General features: G+C 58.3%; 18 protein-coding genes and 3 pseudogenes. 8 read left to right on the forward strand and 13 right to left on the reverse strand.

The window, feature by feature from the left end; all coding sequences use genetic code 11:
• The first annotated feature begins 199 nt into the window (after window positions 1-199).
• Together WN72_RS07750 and WN72_RS07755 are read left to right on the forward strand one after the other, a co-directional pair.
• Window positions 200-730 (forward strand): DUF1003 domain-containing protein, encoded by a 531-nt coding sequence (locus WN72_RS07750; RefSeq protein WP_092216774.1) that lies wholly within the window; start codon window positions 200-202, stop codon window positions 728-730.
• A 687-nt stretch (window positions 731-1,417) separates the two neighbouring features.
• Entirely contained in the window at window positions 1,418-2,482 is a 1,065-nt protein-coding gene (locus WN72_RS07755) for an IS110 family RNA-guided transposase (RefSeq protein WP_194482925.1), read from the forward strand.
• A gap of 791 nt (window positions 2,483-3,273) precedes the next feature.
• On the opposite strand, the gene WN72_RS07760 is transcribed toward WN72_RS07755, so the two are convergent.
• Window positions 3,274-3,435 (reverse strand): DUF2061 domain-containing protein, encoded by a 162-nt coding sequence (locus WN72_RS07760; protein WP_244436661.1) that lies wholly within the window; start codon window positions 3,433-3,435, stop codon window positions 3,274-3,276.
• Between WN72_RS07760 and WN72_RS07765 the strand changes: the two genes are divergently transcribed.
• A complete protein-coding gene (locus WN72_RS07765) occupies window positions 3,368-3,895 on the forward strand; it encodes a hypothetical protein (protein ID WP_225005886.1) in 528 nt (175 codons plus the stop codon). The two genes, WN72_RS07760 and WN72_RS07765, sit on opposite strands and share 68 nt — an antisense overlap.
• Before the next feature lie 41 nt (window positions 3,896-3,936).
• On the opposite strand, the gene WN72_RS07770 is transcribed toward WN72_RS07765, so the two are convergent.
• Window positions 3,937-4,308: a hypothetical protein gene (locus tag WN72_RS07770; RefSeq protein ID WP_018643682.1), complete on the reverse strand. Its 372-nt coding sequence runs from the start codon at window positions 4,306-4,308 to the stop codon at window positions 3,937-3,939.
• A gap of 13 nt (window positions 4,309-4,321) precedes the next feature.
• Complete coding sequence (locus WN72_RS07775) at window positions 4,322-4,840, reverse strand: hypothetical protein (RefSeq protein ID WP_244553930.1); 519 nt, start codon at window positions 4,838-4,840, stop codon at window positions 4,322-4,324.
• A 1,348-nt stretch (window positions 4,841-6,188) separates the two neighbouring features.
• Between WN72_RS07775 and WN72_RS07780 the strand changes: the two genes are divergently transcribed.
• Window positions 6,189-6,866, forward strand: a complete 678-nt coding sequence (locus WN72_RS07780) for a Crp/Fnr family transcriptional regulator (RefSeq protein WP_041955330.1) — start codon at window positions 6,189-6,191, stop codon at window positions 6,864-6,866.
• A gap of 382 nt (window positions 6,867-7,248) precedes the next feature.
• The gene (locus WN72_RS07785; protein ID WP_018643678.1) at window positions 7,249-7,449 is read left to right on the forward strand and encodes a hypothetical protein; all 201 of its coding nucleotides are present in this window, start codon (window positions 7,249-7,251) and stop codon (window positions 7,447-7,449) included.
• 731 nt (window positions 7,450-8,180) lie between these two features.
• Here WN72_RS07785 and WN72_RS07790 read toward each other — a convergent pair.
• Entirely contained in the window at window positions 8,181-9,335 is a 1,155-nt protein-coding gene (locus tag WN72_RS07790; protein WP_092218774.1) for an AI-2E family transporter, read from the reverse strand.
• A 247-nt stretch (window positions 9,336-9,582) separates the two neighbouring features.
• Here WN72_RS07790 and WN72_RS07795 point away from each other — a divergent pair, with 247 nt between their 5' ends.
• A complete protein-coding gene (locus WN72_RS07795) occupies window positions 9,583-9,825 on the forward strand; it encodes a hypothetical protein (protein ID WP_143130784.1) in 243 nt (80 codons plus the stop codon).
• A gap of 671 nt (window positions 9,826-10,496) precedes the next feature.
• On the opposite strand, the gene WN72_RS07800 is transcribed toward WN72_RS07795, so the two are convergent.
• From WN72_RS07800 to WN72_RS07825, 6 genes and pseudogenes are all read right to left on the reverse strand, one after another.
• On the reverse strand, window positions 10,497-11,237 hold the full coding sequence (locus WN72_RS07800) for a DUF1236 domain-containing protein (RefSeq protein WP_194483040.1): 741 nt from the start codon (window positions 11,235-11,237) through the stop codon (window positions 10,497-10,499).
• Window positions 11,238-11,806: 569 nt separating this feature from the next.
• Window positions 11,807-11,986, reverse strand: coding sequence for a hypothetical protein (locus tag WN72_RS07805; protein WP_020607910.1), 180 nt, complete (start codon window positions 11,984-11,986; stop codon window positions 11,807-11,809).
• A gap of 285 nt (window positions 11,987-12,271) precedes the next feature.
• On the reverse strand, window positions 12,272-12,499 hold the full coding sequence (locus WN72_RS47725) for an exopolysaccharide biosynthesis protein (RefSeq protein WP_161533471.1): 228 nt from the start codon (window positions 12,497-12,499) through the stop codon (window positions 12,272-12,274).
• A gap of 91 nt (window positions 12,500-12,590) precedes the next feature.
• Window positions 12,591-12,677: pseudogene (locus WN72_RS47730) on the reverse strand (hypothetical protein); the annotation flags it as partial.
• 280 nt (window positions 12,678-12,957) lie between these two features.
• Window positions 12,958-13,203 (reverse strand): hypothetical protein, encoded by a 246-nt coding sequence (locus WN72_RS07820; RefSeq protein WP_018643672.1) that lies wholly within the window; start codon window positions 13,201-13,203, stop codon window positions 12,958-12,960.
• A 125-nt stretch (window positions 13,204-13,328) separates the two neighbouring features.
• Complete coding sequence (locus WN72_RS07825; protein ID WP_092218769.1) at window positions 13,329-13,679, reverse strand: phasin family protein; 351 nt, start codon at window positions 13,677-13,679, stop codon at window positions 13,329-13,331.
• A 430-nt stretch (window positions 13,680-14,109) separates the two neighbouring features.
• On the opposite strand from WN72_RS07825, the gene WN72_RS07830 reads away from it, so the two are divergent.
• On the forward strand, window positions 14,110-14,640 hold the full coding sequence (locus WN72_RS07830; protein WP_020607909.1) for a PRC-barrel domain-containing protein: 531 nt from the start codon (window positions 14,110-14,112) through the stop codon (window positions 14,638-14,640).
• Window positions 14,641-14,795: 155 nt separating this feature from the next.
• Here the strand turns inward: WN72_RS07830 and WN72_RS07835 are convergent.
• Window positions 14,796-15,227: pseudogene (locus tag WN72_RS07835) on the reverse strand (helix-turn-helix domain-containing protein); the annotation flags it as partial.
• Between the two features lie 144 nt (window positions 15,228-15,371).
• Between WN72_RS07835 and WN72_RS07840 the strand changes: the two are divergent.
• A pseudogene (locus WN72_RS07840) lies at window positions 15,372-17,310 on the forward strand (ABC transporter ATP-binding protein/permease).
• 227 nt (window positions 17,311-17,537) lie between these two features.
• On the opposite strand, the gene WN72_RS07845 reads toward WN72_RS07840, so the two are convergent.
• Window positions 17,538-19,352 carry a Spy/CpxP family protein refolding chaperone gene (locus WN72_RS07845; RefSeq protein ID WP_143130783.1) on the reverse strand — a complete coding sequence of 605 codons (1,815 nt, stop codon included), beginning with the start codon at window positions 19,350-19,352 and terminating at the stop codon, window positions 17,538-17,540.
• Between the two features lie 837 nt (window positions 19,353-20,189).
• On the reverse strand, window positions 20,190-20,564 hold the full coding sequence (locus tag WN72_RS07850; protein WP_038954960.1) for a CsbD family protein: 375 nt from the start codon (window positions 20,562-20,564) through the stop codon (window positions 20,190-20,192).
• Window positions 20,565-20,788: the final 224 nt, after the last annotated feature.

Consider the following 20,788-nt stretch of genomic DNA (forward strand, 5'->3'; position numbering starts at 1 on the left):
GGACCACTTGCATCCGCCTGATCGCCGCGCTGACCAGATAGACCACAGGCAAGTCGCCCGCCGCCTTCTCCGCCTCCGCGTCAACGTAGTAAACTTATTCTGCTGGCTCAGCGCGAGGCACCCCAATCAGCCCCTTCTCATCTCAAAACGCCCTGTACCCGATTGTCATGGCCCTCCTAACTGACTGTGGATTTAACGAATGACCAACGAGCAAAGCCACAAAGTGCACCTAAGTCCCGAAGACCAGGAGCGGTTGCGAGAACTTCGGGCGCAAAAGCCAGCCCGCAACTTATCCAAGCTCGCACTGACGCCGGGCGCGATGCTTGCCGACCGGGTTGCTGAAACAGTTGGTTCTTGGCGCTTCATCATTATCCAAAGCGTGCTACTCGGCATTTGGATCATTCTGAACATGATCGCATTCATCAACCATTGGGACCCTTATCCCTTCATCTTGCTGAACTTGGTTCTTTCTTTCCAAGCAGCCTACGCGGCGCCCATCATCATGATGAGCCAGAACCGTCAATCCGAGATTGACCGCAGGCACGCAGAACACGACTATCGAATAAATGTGAAGGCTGAACTCGAGATCGAATTGCTGCACAACAAGATTGACGCCTTGCGTGAGCAAGAAATCTTGCAGCTACTCAACATCATTCAGCGTTTGTCCGCGCACCTTGCGCCCGAGCTTGTCGCGGCTATCGAGGCCGAAGCGGTGCCGGGTAAGACCTAGGCGGTGACGACCTTGTCTATTATGGACCAGAAGGGAAGCGGGAAGCACTGATGTTTATCGGGCACGAGATTTTCATTCGCGCTCTATCGTCGAGGTTGTCAGTTAGAGGGCACTTGTAGCGCTGACACCTTCGAGGCGACGCCAAGTTCGACCGGATCCGCTAGTCAAGGCACAGGCTGCTCGCGATGTTCCTGAAGTAGTTCGTCAAGTCGTTTTTCGCACCACGTGAACACCTTCGCCTCGACCAAGGCAACGGCCTCAGTGCGGGGGCATCTGAGGCCGCTAAGCCTTCCGCCGGGCATTGGGGCAAAATGTCGACCGGTCAGTGGGCTTGGTTCTCGAAGATAAGATCTCCGATTGCGGAGGACCAAGAAGTCCCAAGATCAATCGTTCCAGCCGTTTGAGAATATTGCCTGTCCTAACTTGGGCAATATTCGAAAGACTCAGGACGTGCCCCTCCGCCCCGGGGCTCACCGCCGGCACTGACTTGCCATTTGGTGGAAGCGATGACTTCGGTGCGTCGCCGTTTTTGGGTAGCGCTCGGACAAGCAATCCGCTCGAGCATGCCAGCACGCTACGCCGATTCTGCACCTGATGAATAACTCCCGCTAATGGGATGGTCCGGCCGTGCTCCGGCCCTGCCAGCACGAGAAGCTGGCAAGGGGCGCTCAAGACAAGGAGCACGCCATGTCTCAGAAACTCAACGCGGCGATCGCCGTGATCGGCATCGACATCGGCAAAAACTCGTTCCACATCGTGGGTCAGGATCACCGCGGTGCCATCGTGCTGCGGCAGAAGTGGTCGCGCGGCCAGGTGGAAACGCGGCTCGCCAACCTGCCGCCGTGCTTGATCGGTATGGAGGCCTGCGTAGGCGCCCATCATCTCAGCCGCAAACTCCAAGTACTTGGCCACGACGCCCGCCTGATGCCAGCGAAATACGTGCGCCCGTATTCGAAGGGACAGAAGAATGACTTCCGAGATGCGGAAGCCATCGCCGAGGCTGTCCAACGCCCGACCATGAAGTTCGTCGCGACCAAGACCGCCGATCAGCTCGACCTTCAGGCACTGCACCGCGTCCGCGATCGATTGGTCGGTCAGCGTACCGGCGCGATCAATCAGATCCGTGCGTTCCTGCTGGAACGGGGCATCGCCGTGCGGCAAGGCCCGCATTCCCTGCGGTTCGAGTTGCCAGGTATCTTGGCAACACGCACTGATGTGCTCTCGCCTCGCATGTTGCCCATCATCGAGGGTCTGGCGGAAGACTGGCGCCGGCTGGATGAGCGTATCGAGGGTCTATCTGGCGAGATCGAAACACTAGCCCGTCAAGATAGGGCCTGCCAGCGACTGATGACGGTGCCTGGCATTGGCCCAATCATCTCGAGCGCAATGGTGGCTGCGATCGGCACCGGAGACGTGTTCTCGAAAGGCCGCGACTTCGGCGCCTGGCTTGGACTTGTTCCGAAGCAGATATCGACCGGCGACCGCACGATCCTCGGCAGTATATCAAGGCGCGGTAATCGCTACCTGCGCGCGCTGTTCGTGCAAGCCGCGTGGGTTGTTCTGGTAAAGGTCAAGTGCTGGGAGCGCTATGGCCTCAACTCTTGGATCGAAGCCGCCAAGAAGCGATTGCACCACAACGTGCTGGCGATTGCGCTCGCCAACAAGCTCGCCCGGATCGCCTGGGCGGTCCTCAACAAGGGACGCGCCTTCGCGTGCGTCAAGATGGAGGAGACGGTGTCCCGACCTGCTTGATCCTCGCGCCGTGCGCGGGGCCGTCAAGGCGCAGCCTGGCAGCAGGAGAGCAAGACGTCAGGACAGCACGACGGCCGGCTTTGACGGCCCCTTGCGCGCGGCGCGTCTGCGCGCGCAGGCCGGGACGAAGGAACGGCCGCCAGGCACGAACGAAGGAACAGCGCGAAGTGAGGAGCTATCGATGACGTAACAACCCTTACCCGCCGAGGTCTGCGAGAGGATGAGACGACGATGGAGAATCGGTCTTCCCGGCACATGTGAACCCTGGTGACCCAAATGGCCCGGTCGAGGCCTGTCCGCTAACCAGATCACATGCGCGCTGATATCCATGATGGCCCGGAGCACTGCGCTCCAAACAGAGGCCGGATACATTGATGCAAGACCGCATCTACCGGATCGTCGAAATCTTCTTGCACCCCACGGCCGGACCATACATTGGGTCACCTCGTTGCGGAAGATGAAACCAATTGACCTTCCCGCGACCAAAACGGCTATCCATTGATCCGGGGGTCGTCAATATTGACCAGCAACTGTAAGAGTTTCAGGTCATATTTCGCCAAAATGGGGGTTGGCGGATCGATGCAGTCACTCGACGATAAGCTTTTTTACCTCCAATCCATTTCAAAGGATCTCAATACACAGCTGCTCACTTTGATCGCTTTGCGAGAGAGCACCAACGAGGCCCACAGAAAGATCGCCTATCGGCAGAACTTACCCATGTCGGTCGACACTCGCTCCTCCAACTACTAAATAGGCCGAAGTCGCTCTTGCGCAGTGAGCCGAAGCGCGAATCAGGTTGAGCTGGACTCGCCACCGGTTGGACCTCGCTGGTCCCAGAGAATGACGGACCAGGCTCTTTCGTGAAGATAGTAGAGGATCATTTTCGTGATCGCTTCAGCGCCGGCGATCGAGCCTGCAACCTTTACGCTGCCCGTGAAGATGAAACTCAGCACGAAGGTGTCGATACTACCGGTAATCCTCCAACTGACGGCCTTGACGATAGAGCGAAAATGGGAATCTCGTACCCGAATGAACATCGGTTCCTCCCGCTCCCGGCGTCGGCATAAGATCTCGAGACCTACGGGCAACGAACTGTATCAAAAAAGCAAAAGGCCGGGCGTCGCCATCCGCATTCTCGGGCGCCATGTGTCCGCCGGCGGCCGGAGCTTCGGCTCGGCGACGATGGCCATCCTGCTGATCAAGAGAGCTGCCACCGAGGAGGCATTCCGGGTCGCATTGGGCACTTTTGTCGGGGTCGATATCGATCTTGTTCTCCGAATTGTTGTTGAATGTACTGTGAGTCGAAACCGTATTGTACTGATCCTCCAGGATCTTGCCGCCACGACCGAGCTGTGGTTTCGCGGCTCTGCTTATCGCCAAGCGCAGGTCATTCTTCTACGATTGTGGTACTGAGCGCACATGACTCCAGTCGCGGCACTCTCGTGGTCCAGGTCTCAGGCCAGTCTATGAAATGCTGGCGGCAACGCCTCCCGAACGAGTTCACTTAGATCCAAAGCCTCGCCGCTTTCCGTAATGTCAGAGAATAGAACCTCGACAAAGGGATGCTGGCGGTTGAATGCGGCGCCTCGCTGGTATTTCGCGCTCACAATCCGCTGAAGTGCGGCAAGGTTCAGCCTGCCAAGCGCATTGTATTGATCGCGGAACAGACTTTGTCGTCCTCCACGATGCTCGACAGACTCCGCCCAAACGTCCATCACCTTTCGGCCCATGAACGCCTCGACCCGTTCATTTCCATCCAGAGCAAAAAGCCGTAGCCCGTCCATGGTGTGTGGTCCGTCATCAACTCGAAACTGTGTAAATGACATGGGAGTCCTCCTGTTATTGACGTCTATTTTCATCGGCAGCCACGTCGCGGACTGCGCCTCCCTCGTTGTCCCACCGTGACAGAGCCAGAGCGACCGTTCTCGCATCGCTAGGCGTGCCTTCTGTTAAAGGCAGTTTGCCGCGACCGGCATCATCCTTGTGCTTATGCAGAAATCGGGCGATTTGCCCGCGGAGCGCCGCCGTCTCCAACAACTTGCCGACCGACCCGGCGGTGTCGAAGATCTCTCGCCGCAGCGTCGTCGGCAGGGCGTTCCATTGCATGATGATGGCCGCGCCGAGACAACGCAAAACGAGCTCTTCTTCGGCCGCAAGGGCTGCGCCGCTCGATCCGTCCTGCTCCGCAACGTGCACTGCATTGTCATAGTCGTCCGCCAGACCCTGCTCGTTATCCGCGAGCGAGGCAAGTCGGTCCTGCAGTTGTTGAAATTTACGGATCTCAGCCGGACCGATCGAACGCTTAATCAGTTCGCCGTACTCGACTGCCTTTGCACGATATTGCTGAGATTTAAACATGCCGGGCCCCTTTCGTTGAAAGTCTCGGCCCATTCCGACCAACTTCGATGGTTGATCAGACATACATAGATATGGGGACCAAAGGTTCGAATAACGAGCCCAGGGCACAAATAAACTGGCACGAAAAGACCGCGCCAGTTGGCAATGGTTGGCGTCTAACACTCGTGTCTCTCAAAGAGGCTTGCCGCTACAGCTGATTACAATCATCCCGTCAAATTCTCATGAGTGAGCAATATTGACCAGCGGGCCGCGCTCCGAGTCGATACTGCTGTGATCACCCCCCGACCGTTGGCACCCATCGGTGACAGAGAGTTGGATAGTGCGCCCGCCTGTCCCACAGGGGGCAAGTTTGCCCGATCACAAGCAAAGACCCTATCACCTCGCGCGGCGGCGCAGCCTCGTTGTCCCAAATGGCAGTCGCGTACAGAGGTGCGAAACATTGCGGTGGCCCATGCTGGGTTCGAGCACTGGACCCTGCGTTGCATCAGGTGCGCCCATATTCATGAGGCGCAGATAGTCGCCGACCCGATGAAGTCCGGTGCTGTCGATTGGGAACACAGCCACTTGCGAAGGCCGCAGTAAGGATCATGACATGACAGGGCTGCCGCGCAACGATCTCGGTAGTCACGATTGGGCTACCCGGGCATCTGAGGCTCTGGCACGGGCAGAGAAGTTGCCGGCTGGATCGATGCGATCCGAAGCCATCAGAAAAGCCGAACAACTTGGCTTTGCCGCTGACATGAGGAAATGGCTGATACCGAAAAAGCCCAACGCACACCGAAAGTGACCGGCTGACCGCGATCCAAGACATAGGACGCGTCCTCAACTCGGAATGGCAAACTGCCTTCCCACGCCGATCTCGGGGTTGGGTAGACGTGCACAGGTGGACGGTTGATGGCAAAGACTTATTCCTCGTCCCGCGTTTCACTCCTCGCCCAGCCAGCAACCGCAATGTCAAAACTGCAACGCAAGGATGCATTTGGAGCGCGTTGAGCTGGGCCATCCGGCTTCGATATCCGCACACTTGAGTGCGCCAAGTGCGATCATGCTCACATGGTCACGGTCACAACTGATCTGGTGAGTGACAGCCGCAGCCTGCACGCGAGAGCGATTGACGCGCTTGAGGAAGCGCAGGCGATGTCGCCCGGCGCACAGCGAACCGAGGGGCTCAAAAAGGCGGGCCTTCTCCGTAGAACTGCGGGCAATCAGGCGGTAATGTCTGCGAAACGGGGCAAGCCCCGCAAAGTGATCAGTTGGCTAAAGTAGCAGCTCGCCGCTCGGTTCGAAAGGCTTGGCGCTTGGCAGCCAACCGAAATCGAGCAAATTCGCTGAGTCAAAGGAGGCTCCCGTGGCGAAGCCAACCAAGGACATGTTTGACCCCAAAACGTTTCTCGCCAAAGTGGGCGCGGGGAAAACGATTCTCAAACTTCCCAAGAATCAACATGTGTTCCAGCAAGGCGACGTCGCGGACACCGTTTTTTACATTCAAAGAGGCAAAGTCAAGCTAACGGTCGTGTCTGAGCAGGGCAAGGAAGCGGTCGTCGCAATTCTGGAGCCCGGCCAGTTCTTTGGCGAAGGATGCATGAATGGTCACCCGTTACGCATCGCTACGACAACAGCGATGGAAGATTGCGTCATCACGTCGATCACCAAGGAAGCCATGATGTCGGCTATTCGTGACGAGCCGAAATTTTCAGAGCTATTCATGTCATACCTCCTGACCCGGAACAGTCGGATTGAGGAGGACCTGATCGACCAGCTATTCAATTCGAGTGAGCGGCGGCTTGCTCGGCTGCTGTTGCTGCTCGCGAATTTCGGCAAGGAAGGGAGCCCGCAGCCGATCAGCGTGAATATCAGTCAGGAAACATTGGCTGAAATGATCGGGACCACGCGATCCCGGGTCAGCTATTTCATGAACAAGTTTCGCAGGCTGGGCCTCATCAGCTATAATGGGCACATTGAGGTCCACAATTCGCTGTTGAGTGCGGTCTTGCATGAGAAGCCCCTGCTGAGAGAGCGCGACTAGAAGCACCGTTCCAAGGAACGGCCCCAGCGCGGGGGGACGAGCTGAGGCCGTCATTTCATCGGATGCTTGGGGGCACATGCATCCGGTCACCCGTCACCAAGTTGCGCCGACGACATTGGTTCCGGCAGAAGGTCAAGCCGCTTTTGGTCGGTTGAGCCTTTTCCGAAGTCCCGGACCAGTTCTCGTGAAAGGGATTTAGCATTCAGCCTCATGCAACGCCGTCAGGGGATCATTTCCGCCTGGCGGCGTTTGTGCATCACAGAGCGAGGGGCGCAATCACTTCGCGCTCAAAATCGCATCATGAGACGGGCTATTTCTTGGAACGATACGAAGCAGCGAACCTTACCTTCTCAGAGCTGAAACGGTCCCATGAGTTAATCCAATGAACATCGTCCCCGTTGATCGCGCGCTAAGCATATACGGCGTCCTTGCGGACCGCTCCGAGACGAAGGGCGCCCGTGAATGTCTTTCCAAGCATCTGATGAAATTGTACATCGGCGGCGAAAAAGACCAGCACCGCTTGACGGTGCACGGACTATCGTACCTTCGCGACCTGGACCGGGCGATCGATTCCAGCAACTGAACAGGCAACCTGTCGGCCTGCACTAGCCCTTCTGCGCTTGACGCTGCGTCCGCAGGGAATTGCGCCGCATCATTCTTGCGTTCGCGGTGCGGACTGCATCCGCCCTTGCTTGTTGTTCTTTCGGAAGTGGCGTCCTGTGTTGCTCGCCGACCGTTGGCGCCATAGCCAGCTGGGTTGGCGCTGTCGAGCTATGCTCGACAGGCTGCACGCTCATTGCGCCCGTGGATGGTGATTTGCGTTTAGGCATCAGGGACAACTCGTTGCTACCGAGTTCGTTCAATAGCTCTCCGACGGGACCTTGCTGGCGGAAACCTCAAGGTCACCGGTCCTCTCCACTCTTGCGATGTAGCAACCAGCTGCCGCAAAGTGAATATGCATAGTCGACATTCGACGGCGCGAGCCACCACTCTTCTACGACTGGTTCGGTCTGAAGACCGTCGACTAACCGGTTATCGGCCATCATTTCCTTCGAATGACTTCACGGCAAGCGTACGTGTGCGCAGTTGTTCGGGAATTTCGTCACTTTATCGTAGGTCTGATCGCCTTCGCGCACACGTAAACCGCATCCAATACGGCGAATCGACTGGACGGCGGATGGTTCTCCGATCGCGTCATCCCGGTCATCAATGTAGGGCGCGCTCCGAGGCAGCCACCGTTCTCAAAAACCGTCAGCCCAAAGTCGTCACCCACATTTCGGTTGCTACGGGTCATGCGAACCAGCGGTAATGCCGCTATTCCCCTTCGAGGAAGTGCCCCAAGGCCTTGAGCGGGCGCAACCTGTCACAGATGATCTTCAGAATAGCCAGCATCGGGACGGCCAGGATCGCGCCAAGCACGCCCCACATCCAAAACCAGAACACCAGCGACAGGATGATCAATACCGGATTCAGCGTGAAGCGCCGCGCCAGCAGCATGGGCGTCACTGTTTCACCTTCGACGAGATGAATGCCAAAGTAGAGGACCGGCGGCAGCAAAGCCCACCATAAGCTTTCGAAGCTCAGCATTCCGACCAGTACGAAGATGCATACCCCGACAAGCGGTCCCAAAATTGGAATGTAGTTGAGCAGGAAGGCTGTGGTGCCCCACAACAAGGGGTCTCCCAGGCCGCAAAGATACATCGCGGCCGCCGTCGTGACACCGACGGCGGCATTCATGGCCGTGATTGTCACCAGATAGCCCGATATGTCCTCCTGGACCTGCTGAGCGATATCGACGGCTTGTCGCTTGTTGTTGAATGTCGGCAGGATCTCAACGGTGCGTCGAAGGAATATATTGCCCGCTACCAAGAGAAAATAGAGCACCAAGACAGTCGTAAACAGGCCGTCGAGTACGGAGCGCGTGCCAGCGAAAAGTACGCCCGTTATGCCCAGATCGCGGCGAACCGAAACAATCGAACCCCGGCCAGGCGGCGCGTCTGCAGCCTGCTCGGCCTGTTGGATTACCTTTTGCAACGCCTGGATCGGCGCGCTTATAACCCGCAGGTGTGCCTCCAGGCGGGGGATGCCCTCGGGTAGCCGCTCGGCCCAGGTCGTGGCCGGTACCGACAACGCTGCCACCGTACCGACAAGCGCTCCAATCACCAGGAAGACGGTGAAGAGCGCTCCGACAGCGCGGGGTAGATGCAAACGCCCCAAGAGGCGAACGGCGGGTTGAAGCAGGAGATTGAGCACGAGGGCGACCACGACAGGAAGGATGATCGAGCTTGCCACATAGAGTGCCGCCAGGACGCCCAACGCGAACAAACCACCGAGAAAGAACGTCTGCGGATCGGATGGCAGCGGCATCTCCGCCTCGTCGGCGGCCTCCGTCGCAGCGGCATGTGACTCCGGCCGATCAACATCCAGCGGGAAGGAAGGACACTGTGTTGGCGGTATGGCGGCAACCATGGCTTTCCCTCTGAATGGGAGCGTATGATCGCTTCCGGTGTCAATCATAATCCCTTTCAGCGAACGAGTTCGTCCGGAAGAGCGCGGGCGTAACAAACCTACAGAGGAACAAATTCGAGAACTGAGCAATATTGACCAGTAGTCATCGCCGCCGGGGTACAAACTACCTCATCACCGCCCCGTCAGTGGCAGCTTTCGGTGACTGAGAGTCCGGTAGCGCTCTCGCCGATAACGTCAGGGGAGCATCATGTCTTCCGTCCACCGGTTGCCAACCTTCGAGCAGCGTCACAGCATTGAGGAGTTTATCCAGATAAGGCGCGATATGTTGCGCTATGCCCGCTCGTTCCCGCCGGGGGCTGAGCGCAATCAGCGGCGACAGATAGCCTTATCACTTCGAGCCCTGTTCAAGAACAATGATTGGCTGAACGCCCATACATGGGAAGGAGCAACGCTGCTCACTGATTGTCCTTCGCCTTCCCCAGTAAAATAGGGACAGCTTCAATCCCAACTCTCCACAAGATCGTGCCGGCTGCACTGGATGCGGTTCGCCAATGATCCTTGCGATGATCGAGCCGGCGAAACGAGTTGTGTCCGCTTCGGACCGCTCCCCGCGGCATCATGCGATCGGCCGCAATAGCTTCCGCGGTTGCGGCATCACAATCATGCATTCTAGCGTAGGAGCTCTTGCGCTGCTCTGTAGGCGGGCGCAATCAAGCGGGATATGAAACTCAGTTAAATGGCAACGAGGAGGGTTTCGTCGGCACTGCACTTTGCGCATTCAAAGGTGCGCACATCAAAACCAGGTTTGTCCGGCTCGATGCAGACCAACCTCATTGGTGTTCGGCATTTCGAGCAGTTATGAATTCTGAAGTCTGCAACACCAACACTTGGATGAGATTGAGTCGACGGCATGATACTCCCCTTAAGACCCAGGCGGGAGTGCGACACTCTCAGTCACCGATTGTTGCCTATGGTAGGGCGGTGATCTAACCAATATAGTGTCTTGGTTCCATCCACACTGGTCAATACTGCTCGCTTTCGAAAAAAGACTCGAAGAGGACAAATAGGACCTTCCGCGGCCGCTGGCTCAGAAAATGAGGACGGCTCTTAAGCCCCCCTCTGGTTTTTTGTAGCTGCTTGTCGTGTGCTTGGCGAGTTCGCCTAACCTTCGATGATGTAAACGATCTCGTGGGTGCGCGGGCGAAGAATGATGTAGTTGCCGTGCACAAGGATGAAATCGTATCCACGCCATTCCGGATAGATTTCCACGATACGTGCTGGCATCGGATGATAGCGGACACCCGCCGGGACAGCCGTTCCGATTGAGAGGTTGAAGTTCACGTTTGTAACTTCCTCAACCTTCTCCTGCTTGATCGCCGAGGTTATCTGGGTGCGCTTTTCGGCGGGAGGCGCTGATGTCGCCGAGGTTGCGGCATTGCCGGTCGTCCTACTGTCGGGTGTCGAAGGCCTGGTCTCGGCAGTCGGAGATTTCAAGTCCTTTGAGGTGGTGGTCGAATCAGGTGATTTCGCCTTGCTGTCGGCTTTCATGTCGCTCGTCGCCTTGCTGTCAGAAGGCGACTTCGTTTCGGCGGTCGGATTTTTCATGTCCTTCGAAGTGGTGGTCGGAGTAATTGACTCTGAAGCCTTCGACTTGCCATCAGCTTTCATGTCGCCGGTCGTTTTTGCATCCGGCTTGCCGTGCGCATGTTGAGGCGCCGCTTCTTTTGACCCAGCGCCGGGTGTAGCGGTCTCGGCGCCCTTTGCGGGTGCATTCATCGGCGCCGCAGTATCACCTTTAGGCGAAGCGACAGTCGGAGATTCCTTCGCTGCTCCTTGATTAACGCCTTGAGCTGTCGCAAGCCCGGTCGTGGCCAACAAGGCCGCAACGGCCACGGACACCATTAATGACTTTCTCATCTGATTTTTCCAATTCAAATTGAATCCATGCCGACGAAGGTCGGCCATAGAGTGGAACGGCCCCAACAGCCTATAGTTCCGCTTCTATCTTGGGTTGGGAGATGTATTGGGAAGTAATGCGAGTGATCGCGTCGATCACTGGGCTGTCGCCAGAACCTTCAACCCCTGTGTGCGCTAAGTCATTTCTTGGGCTCGACCAGGCGCCAAGCAACGAGGAAACCTCTCTGCTCTCGCTCGGACCCACCCGGAAAGGCCGGAAAGGAATGGGCGTACTAGCAAAGAGCGATCTGGCCAAATATAGACCCGCATGAGCAACGCCATATCAGGAACGTTCAGGTTAAAGCCGAAAGGCTGATCTTGCCGTCGGTGCAAGCCTGCGTGAAGCGACAAGGAGAATCCGATACGGAGCGAACCTGCACGCACCTGGCGGTGGCTGCGTATCATTTCAACAGAATTCTGTAGGGTACCAAACCCGGCGATCTGCGGGAGGGGGAGACACAACGGTTTTCGAACTGGCGATGAAGCGGCATGCTTCGACGCGACCACAAGCAAAATCAAGCCGACCATCTGTCCTGCTCTTTACGGCAATCGTCTTCGTTGAGACGGTCCGCGATATCCTCTGCGATGTCTGGCGTTTTCGCCTTGGCGATTGGCTTGCCGTCCGCAGTCATTAATTCGTCGCCCTCAACCTCAACCGGAAAGTCGTCGGGCTTGAGGGGCTTATCATTTGGCATTGCACCCTCCCACGTTAAAGGAAAAAGCCGCCCGGGCATTACGCCGAGCGGCTTTTCGAGCAACTGCCAGTCGCCCGGTTCTGTTGCTGGAATGACAACATCGATCCGAAGGAAAGGTTTCTCCCGCCAGCAAGGCTATTCTTTCCCGCTTCGGTCCCGTAGCTCCGCTGGTCGTGTGGTCGAGCGAAGCAGCGCTGACGCCTTTGTTTGCGGCTTCAAACGGTCTCCGGACAGAAGCGACGCGAGTATTGTTGGCGCGGCCAGCAAGCGGCATCGCACGGTTCGTTACCAGCGACAGGTCGCTACCAGAGATCGATGATCCATTTTGCGCCGACGACCGTCTGCCAAACTACCGCCGTCGCGACCGCACAAATGGCGGCGGCCAGCAAGGCGATCGAGAGACAGGACCCCATCCTCCTCGAGATAGGCAAGGGAGATCAAGGCAATCACCAAAGCGGGGACGACGTTGCTCAGGGGTATTGGAATGAAGACCAGAGTAGCGCTCAGTACCACGACGAGCCGACCAGGCGCTTGGTTGCCTCCAACGGGTGCGCCACCGTGGATGAACCACCTTCTCAAGATATCTGAGCACCGGTAAGGATCGCTGCACCACAGCAGCGAGGTGTTTCGTCGGCAAGGAACGAGTGGCGATGCGGCGTGGAAAGACCGGAGCGGGTTTGCCCGCGATCATCTGGAACGCGGGAATCGTGAGTAGCAGGCCAGCTACGATCGAGAGCCCGGTGCGAGCGCGACCAGCGCGAGCAGGATCATGATGATCCCGAAGGATCGCTTGCGAAGGCCGTGCATCAGCCAGCCCAAGGTGAAATGGTCCGCTGCAGCACGGCGGAGGTAGTAACAAGCCCTATCGGGTCAGCTGGCGGTCTCGACATCAGAATAGCGTCTCCTGGCCTCTTGATTGGCAGGCCGATGTCTCCGTCTCGAAGCCGAAACCGGTCGCTTCGTTGGTTGTTTTAAGTGCCATGCTGCCGATAGTCCACCGGGGTCAATCCAAGGATAGCACGTTCACATAGTTTGTTGGCGTCCCGCTCGCCGCTGCCTGCAGCCTGCAAAATACCCTTAGCAATAATTTCGCGATCTACCTCCAACTGACCGATATTCTGAAGTGTTCGACATGCCAGGTCGTAGGCCTGATTCACGGCGGTTACCTGCTCTGGATCAAAGGACAACTCTTGGAAAAGCGGATTAGGATTGGACATAATGCTCCTCGTAGCAAACGCGAGCGCAAGCTCTCAGCTGCCAGGATTAGACGGATTAAGTGATGATCGGAAAAAACCTCGCGATGAGCAGGGTATTTGTGCTCTGACACACCGCGGGGAACGATTTATCGATTTGTCGAGGTCATCTTTGCAACAAGATCACCGAATGGCTTGTAGGACTGCTTGGCAAAATCGCTGTACAGTCCGCCAATCTTCTGTGACTCCGTAACGAACGTCTCGTAGGCCGTCTTGGCGAATTCGGTTTGAACTTCAATCGCCTTGTCGAGCGACTTCACGCCAGAGAGCTTCTCAACGAACAGTTTCGTGTCTTCAAACGACTTTTTCGTGTAGTCACCGTAAGCAGTGGCAATCGCCAGGAAGGCGTTAGATGACGCAGTCCCTGTATCGATTTGTTCGTTACTATTCTGCTGGTGCTCGAAATTTTGATTCGAATGAATCTGATTTGCGTTCGACATTTTTTGAACTTTCCCTTGTTTGTTTAACAGTGGACCAATGCCGCGCGCCACCAATGGTTGCTTCGGAATCTCAGTTCTAACTTTTAATTAGGCGGTGCTTGTATGTTCGTACGATGATCACCAGGCGCAGTTTGCCGGGTAGCGCCGAGCGATCGCAGTCGACTCCGCCGCAATGCCAACGAGCGAAACGCACCTTAAGGTGCAGAATGTGATTTGGGCAAACCGGCTGATTATCTGCCGCGCGGGTGTCGAGAAGGCCGCAACTCACGCTACTCTCGCGCCGACGAGGTGATCGAATGAGTAGCGCAATATTTGAGCGCGGGTGTCCACCGCCTCTCTGAGACCTTGCCGCGGGGAGATGATTTACTGTTCCGTCGCTGGAACCAAAGTCACACCGCGTTATTGTTCACCAAAACAATGGAGGAACATCATGATTTCCAAATGTCTTGCAATAGCATTCCTGGCTATCGCGTCGATGACCGGCGCGGCGGCGGCGCAAACAGCCACAAACCAAGCGGCTTCGACAACCAGTGCTACCACGCACAAGGAGGGTGAATGGCGCGCGTCCAAGCTCGCCGGCGTCGATGTGTACAATGAAGCCAACGAGAAGATCGGCGACATCCACGACGTGATTTTGGATAGGTCAGGCAAGGTGGCCAATGTCATTCTGGGTGTGGGCGGCGTTCTCGGCCTGGGCGAACACTACGTGGCGGTCGCCTTCGATAAGCTGAAGTGGGTTGACCAGCCGGTGACCTCGACAACTTCGTCAACAACGTCCGCACCGGCGAATGCGCCTGCAACCACTCCCGCTCCAGATAGCACCACGCGAACCACCACCGGTGCCGCAACAACCACCACGACAACCACCACAACCAGCGCCAGTACGCGTTGGTATCCCGATCACGCGGTGTATAACGCCACCAAGGACGAATTGAAGGCCATGCCGGAGTTTAAGTACTAACTCTCGACATGCGGCGTTTTTTGACGGGAAGCGACACTTCGACCCTGGCAAGGGGGGCGGCCGGCGTTCTAGGTGGGTTCGCGTCTTGGCGGTCAAAGCTCACTTCGCTGGCGTCTGAATCAGAATGCGGTCATCTGGCACGCTCCTTACGGCCACCGTCGAGGGTCGAGATTGGCCTGCCATGAGCGCCAGCGCTGGCGTCTACGTGCGATGTCGGAGCGAGCCCGCTCGAGCGCGAGCAGCGTTTTTTTGAACCGCAGCCCTTCGCGGCGCAGGAACGTCCAAACCGCATTGTGGGAGACCTTGACCCCGCGCGCGGCGAGTTCGTCCTTGAGGGCGTGCAGCGTCAAATGCGGCGTCTGACTGATCCTCTCCTTGATGAAGGCGCGATGCGGCTCAAGAACGGGCTTGCGATGGCCGCCCATCTTGCCAGGGGCCACTGAGCCGGTCGCTCGATAACGTTGCGACCACTTCACAACTGACGACACCGCAACGCCAAACCGCGATGCCACCGAACGGCAGCTCTCGCCCTTTGCAACCGCCGCAACCGCCCGCTTACGCAGATCATTGGATATCGGTCGGACCATCGGATGCTGGCCTCCAGCCCAGCCAGCATCTTGAATCATATTCGTCCGAAATCGGGAATCCCTCCCGATTCAATCAAGCCATGAACCGCTCTAGGTCTTCCAAAGCCTAGCGGAACCATCTGTTTTTCCTTGCGTTATTGGGATATGCGCAGGCCCGCCATCAGTGATTCACCCATCGTCAAGGTTGTTACTGAAACCGGTGCCTACGTCGAGCCACCCCCGCCCGAAGTCGTTGAAACCGATCCGGATTTGTCTGCCGAAGATGCGGAGCAAATCCGCCGGGATTATCTGCTCACGCGCCTTCTGGATCAGCGCCAAGGGATTTTGGGGGAAAAACGGTGACCGGGTGGCGTGGATATTTTCCATCGTCCTGGTGATCCTGATTGTCACCAATGTCGGCTTCCAATACGGCATCAATGTCTGGAATCGGGCGATCTTCGACGCGATCGAGAAGCGCGATTCCACCGCTGTGTTTTATTTGACCGCGGTGTTCTTTCCGCTCGCGATCGGCAGCGTCCTGCTCGGCGTTGCGCAAGTATTCACGCGTATGGGCATCCAGCGCCGCTGGCGGGCCTGGTTAGCCAATTCCGTGGTGTCGCGCTGGCTGACCAATGGCCGCTATTATCAGCTCAATCTCGTCAGCGGCGACCATCAGAATCCAGAATACCGCATCGGCGAGGATCTGCGCGTGGCCACTGATGCGCCGGTGGATTTCGCCGCCGGCGTCACCTCGGCATTCCTGTCGGCGACCACCTTCATCGTGGTGCTCTGGACCATCGGCGGCGCGCTGACGGTCACGATCGCGGGATCGACCATCACCATTCCTGGCTTCCTCGTGATTGCGGCGGTGTTGTACGCGGCGATTGCCTCAGGTTCGATCATGACGATCGGGCGCGGCTTCGTGCAAGTCTCCGAAGACAAGAATCAGGCCGAGGCCGAGTATCGCTACACGCTGACCCGCGTGCGCGAGAACGGCGAGAGCATAGCGCTGCTCGGCGGTGAGGAGGAAGAGCGCGACGGCATTGACAAGACCTTTACCAAGGTGCTGAGGCAATGGGCGCGGCTCGCCGGCCAGCACATGCGCACCACGCTGGTGTCGCAGGGATCGAGCCTGATCGCACCGGTGGTGCCGCTGCTACTGTGCGCGCCGAAATTTCTCGACGGCAGCATGACGCTGGGACAGGTGATGCAGGCGGCCTCCGCCTTCACCATCGTGCAGAGCGCGTTTGGTTGGCTGGTCGACAATTATCCGCGGCTTTCGGACTGGAACGCCTGCGCGCGGCGCATCGCCTCGCTGATGATGTCCCTGGACGGCCTTGAGCGCGCCGAACGTGGCGACGGCATCGGCCGCATCAAGCGCGGCGAGACCGAAGGCGACGCTATTCTCAGTCTCAACGATCTTTCGGTGACCCTCGACGACGGCACCGCCGTGGTCGGCGAGGCGGAAGTCGTGATCGAAGCCGGCGAACGCCTGCTGGTGGCCGGTGAGACCGGCACCGGCAAAAGCACATTGGTGCGCGCGATCGCGGGGCTGTGGCCGTGGGGCGGCGGCAGCGTCAATTTCCATCCAGATCGCCGCCTGTTCATGCTGCCGCAAAAACCCTATGTGCCGTTGGGCACGCTGCGGCGAGCCGCTGCCTACCCAGCCGCCGCCGAGGACTGGACGGTGGAACAGATCGGCGAAGCGCTCGACAAGGTCGGCCTCAGTCATCTCAAGGACAAGATCGAGGAAGAGGCGCCGTGGGACCAGACGCTATCAGGTGGTGAAAAGCAGCGGCTCGCCTTCGCGCGGCTGTTTCTGCACAAGCCTTATATCATCGTGCTGGACGAAGCGACCTCTGCACTCGATGAAAAGAGCCAGGACAAGATGATGGAGCTGATGACCAAGGAGCTGCCCATGGCCACCGTGGTCAGCGTCGCCCATCGCACCGAGCTTGAAGCCTTCCACAGCCGCAAGATAGTGCTGGAACGGCGCAAGGGTGGCGCGAAACTCGTCAGCGACGTCGATCTCGTTCCACGCAAAGGCAGGCGCCGGCTGCTCGGTCGCTTCCTCGGTCATCGCAAGCCGCCGCTGCAAAGGTGAAAGCGGCTCGAAGCGCATTCGATTTTCGACTTTAGCAGCGGTATCGAAGACTAAACGGACCCTAGACGAAGGTTGTGTCAGGTCAGTCATGGCCATCTCGGATATGCGCCTTTTTGGGACCAATGTCCGGAGTGATAGCTTCTAAATCCGCTCGGCACCACCGGCAAACAAAGAGGCGGCCACACGGGCCGCCATCTATTTTCAACTCAACGTGGAGCCCAACTCAACTAGTTGCCGGATTGCGCGAGTTCGCCGCCAATGCGGTTGAAGCGCGCCTTTTGCTCACTGCTCAGTGACCCATAAAAGTCGTTGAGCGCAGGCTTCACCGTATTAGCTGCATCGATCATGGCCTGCAGGCGCTTCTCCATAGCCTCCAACCGGCCGGGCGGAGTGATTGGCGTGTCCTCGGGGCAGGCGGCTTGCATGATCGAGACAGCCTTTGCAGTGGCCCTATCAAGGAGCTTCAAACCACCTTCCTGTGCATTGGTCGGCTTGACCGCGTCCTCGATCCGCTCGATCGGCAGATTAGCAAGCCCGGCTTTCGGTTCGCTGCAGCTCTTGCCATCCCGCGCCGATGTCTGGTTGGCCTCGGCGTTGCTCTTCTGCTTCGGCCCAATTTCGTTTAGGCGCTCCTTCTGCTCATCGTTCAACGAGCTATAGAACTTCTCCATCGCCGGGCGGACCGTCTGCACTGCTTCGAGCGTGGCTGTCAGCCGCAACGTCATCGCCTGTAGGCGACTGGGTGGCGTCATCGCGAAGGCGTTTTTCGCGGGGCATGAGGCTTTGAACACGCTGGCGGCTCTCTGGCCCGAGCTTCGCACCTGGTCGAGAAGCTGCTTCTGCTCGGTATTCAAGCCGACCTTGCTATTGATTTCTGCGAGCGGCCAAGCAGTGATGCCCGTGCCAGGCTGCGTGCACGGTTCTTCCACGGTGGAAGAAGTCGATCGGGCTTGGCGTCCGTTTGGCGGCGCATAGGCATAGCTGTACTCAGGCGGCAGACCGGCTTGGCCCCAGAACACGCCGTCGAAGAAATCATCATAGGCATAGGCAAAGTAACCGTCATCATAGCCAGAGGGCCAGAATGCGTAATCGAATACGTCCGAATAGGCATAGGGCCAGAACACGGACCCGTGCCACGGCACGAAGGCCGCGCGCAGGCCGAGGCTCCAGGCCCGGCGTGGGGCGAGCGCAGCCGTGTCCGCACGGAAATTGGCACCTTGCGCCCGTGCCGCGAAACGCGCAGCGAAGCGGCCTTGCTGGGCTGCCTGCGGTGTAACACGCGCGACACCGTTACGACGCTCGCCGCGCTGCGCTTGCTCATTGGGTTGAACCAATGCATTCGGCTGAGCATGGCCGTTAGGTTGCAGCCGCTGCTGCACGCGCTGCTCACGCTGCTGATTGATTTCCTGCTGCTTCTGCGCGCGTTGCGCAGTCGGGAGCTTTCGCAGTTCACGGGTTTCCTGTTGGCGCAGCGTGAGCTCCTCGCGTTGCTGGCGGCGCAGCTGCTCGCGCGTTGGCGCAGCGGATACGGCGGCCTTGGGCGCGGCGTTGTGGGTGGTCGGCGGAGTTGCTGTTCGGGCGGGTGCATTGTCCCGCGGACTGTTGATGATGCGTGGCGTTGCTTGACGCGTTGGAGCTGCGGCCCTTTGCGGCGCATGGCCTTGTGGAGCGGCCTCGCGTTGCGGTGCGGCCTGGCGTTGCGGCGCGGCTTCACGTTGCGGTACGGCCTGCCGTTGCGGCGCGGCCTCGCGTTGCGGCGCGGACTGCCGTTGCGGCGCGGCCTCGCGTTGCGGCGCGGCCTGCCGTTGCGGTGCGACTTCACGTTGCGGTGCGGTCTGGCGTTGCGGCACGGCCTCGCGTTGCGGAGCGGCCTGACTTTGCGGCGCGGCCTGCCGCTGTGGCGGCGGCGCGACAGCTGGGGCTGAACGCGCCGCCGGTGCTCCTTTGTTGTTTTCGTGCTTCTGTTCCTGAGCATTTGCGCTCAACGGGATCATCAACACTGCGAGCCCCAGCATTGCAGTCAGCTTCAAAACGCTTTTCATGAAAGAATTCTCCGCTACGACTATACTGATCGCAGCGCAAACAAACTGGCGGTGGCATTGTGCGGGGGTTTTGCCTCGCGGCGCGTTGATATTCACCAATCGTTGTGCGTCCGACATCGGGACAAATAGGGTCAGCCAGCAAAAGTTCCTGCCCTACCGCGCGATATAAGGTCGCGCAGATTGATCTGCATTAAATTGGACCCAATTCTGATGTTATCGAACACGACCGGCAATCAGGAAGAGTGCCAGCTTCTTTCGAAGATGATTATCGGGTGCGGATGCTGTACCCCCCGCGCCCCCAGTTTAAATCCAGGGGGTCTGAAATTTAAAGCCGGACAGTGTGGTCAATTTTGGCCGGCGGCGTGCTCTAAGCGCACTTAGCCTACCGCCCTCACCAAGGAGGTGACCATGGCACAGGACCCTTCTCGGCCATTGCGGGCGGGTATCGGGCACCTGCTCTAGGCAGCTACCGAGGAGTCCTGAGATCTGTATAGCCTGGGACGGTTAGCGCGCCCCCAAAACCATCATCGCCGGCGTGCGACGGCAACGCCCAACAGGAACGCGACTAACAGCGAACCAAGTGGCGCTTCGCGCGCGATATTGCTCAAGATGCTCAACGGCATCCCTGGCTTTCGACCCGCTTCTATCGCGCCGCTAACTCGATGGACTGCCCCCTCACAGCTTCGGAGACTTCCGCGATGGTGGATTTCGGTTCTGGAACGGAATCCAAGCTTTCATGGGCGAAAGGGGCCAGCGGGATGTCATCACTCACGATCTCATCTCCAAGTCAACAAACAGCCAATCAATCAAAAAGCGTGAATAGCTCCGATATGGCCGTCATAGCCGTTGTCGCCCGCGCTGCGGCGGATGGTGCGGCGGGCGCGTCAGCAATAGCCCCAACGCAAAGCCGATCCCGCCCGCGATCAACATCGAACCGAGGGGATTGTCCTGCACCTTCTTCGCGATCGCTTGCGAGCCGTCACGGAAAGTATCACCGCTGTTCTCATAAGCGTCCTTGGCGTAGTTGACGGCGGCATCCGTAGCTTCCCGCGCTGCATCCTTGGCCTGGCCATACAGGTTCTGCGCGGTGCCTGTCGCCTCGCGGATGCGGCCTGCTGCCTGGGTCTTTGCGTCGCCGGCGATATCGCCGACGGTGCCCTCGACCCTACCGGCGAAGTCCTTCGCCGAGCCGGCAATTCGATCGTTCTCCATAGCGAACACTCCCTAAGATGAAGTCTCGGAGCGCTAACTGACAAGATCAGGCTACGTTCCTGCGCGCACAGAAGACCGGCTTGCAAATGTGGTCTGATCTAAGCTCTCACCATTCCACACTTGCTGCTCGCCGACGAGGCGATCGAGTATCAGAAAACTGTTGCGATGCATGGGCTGTCGATCCCCGCACGGCCCAGCGCCGTCTGGATCTTGAGAGAACTCAC

The organism is Bradyrhizobium arachidis, from assembly GCF_015291705.1.
GTDB classification, from domain to species: Bacteria; Pseudomonadota; Alphaproteobacteria; order Rhizobiales; family Xanthobacteraceae; genus Bradyrhizobium; species Bradyrhizobium arachidis.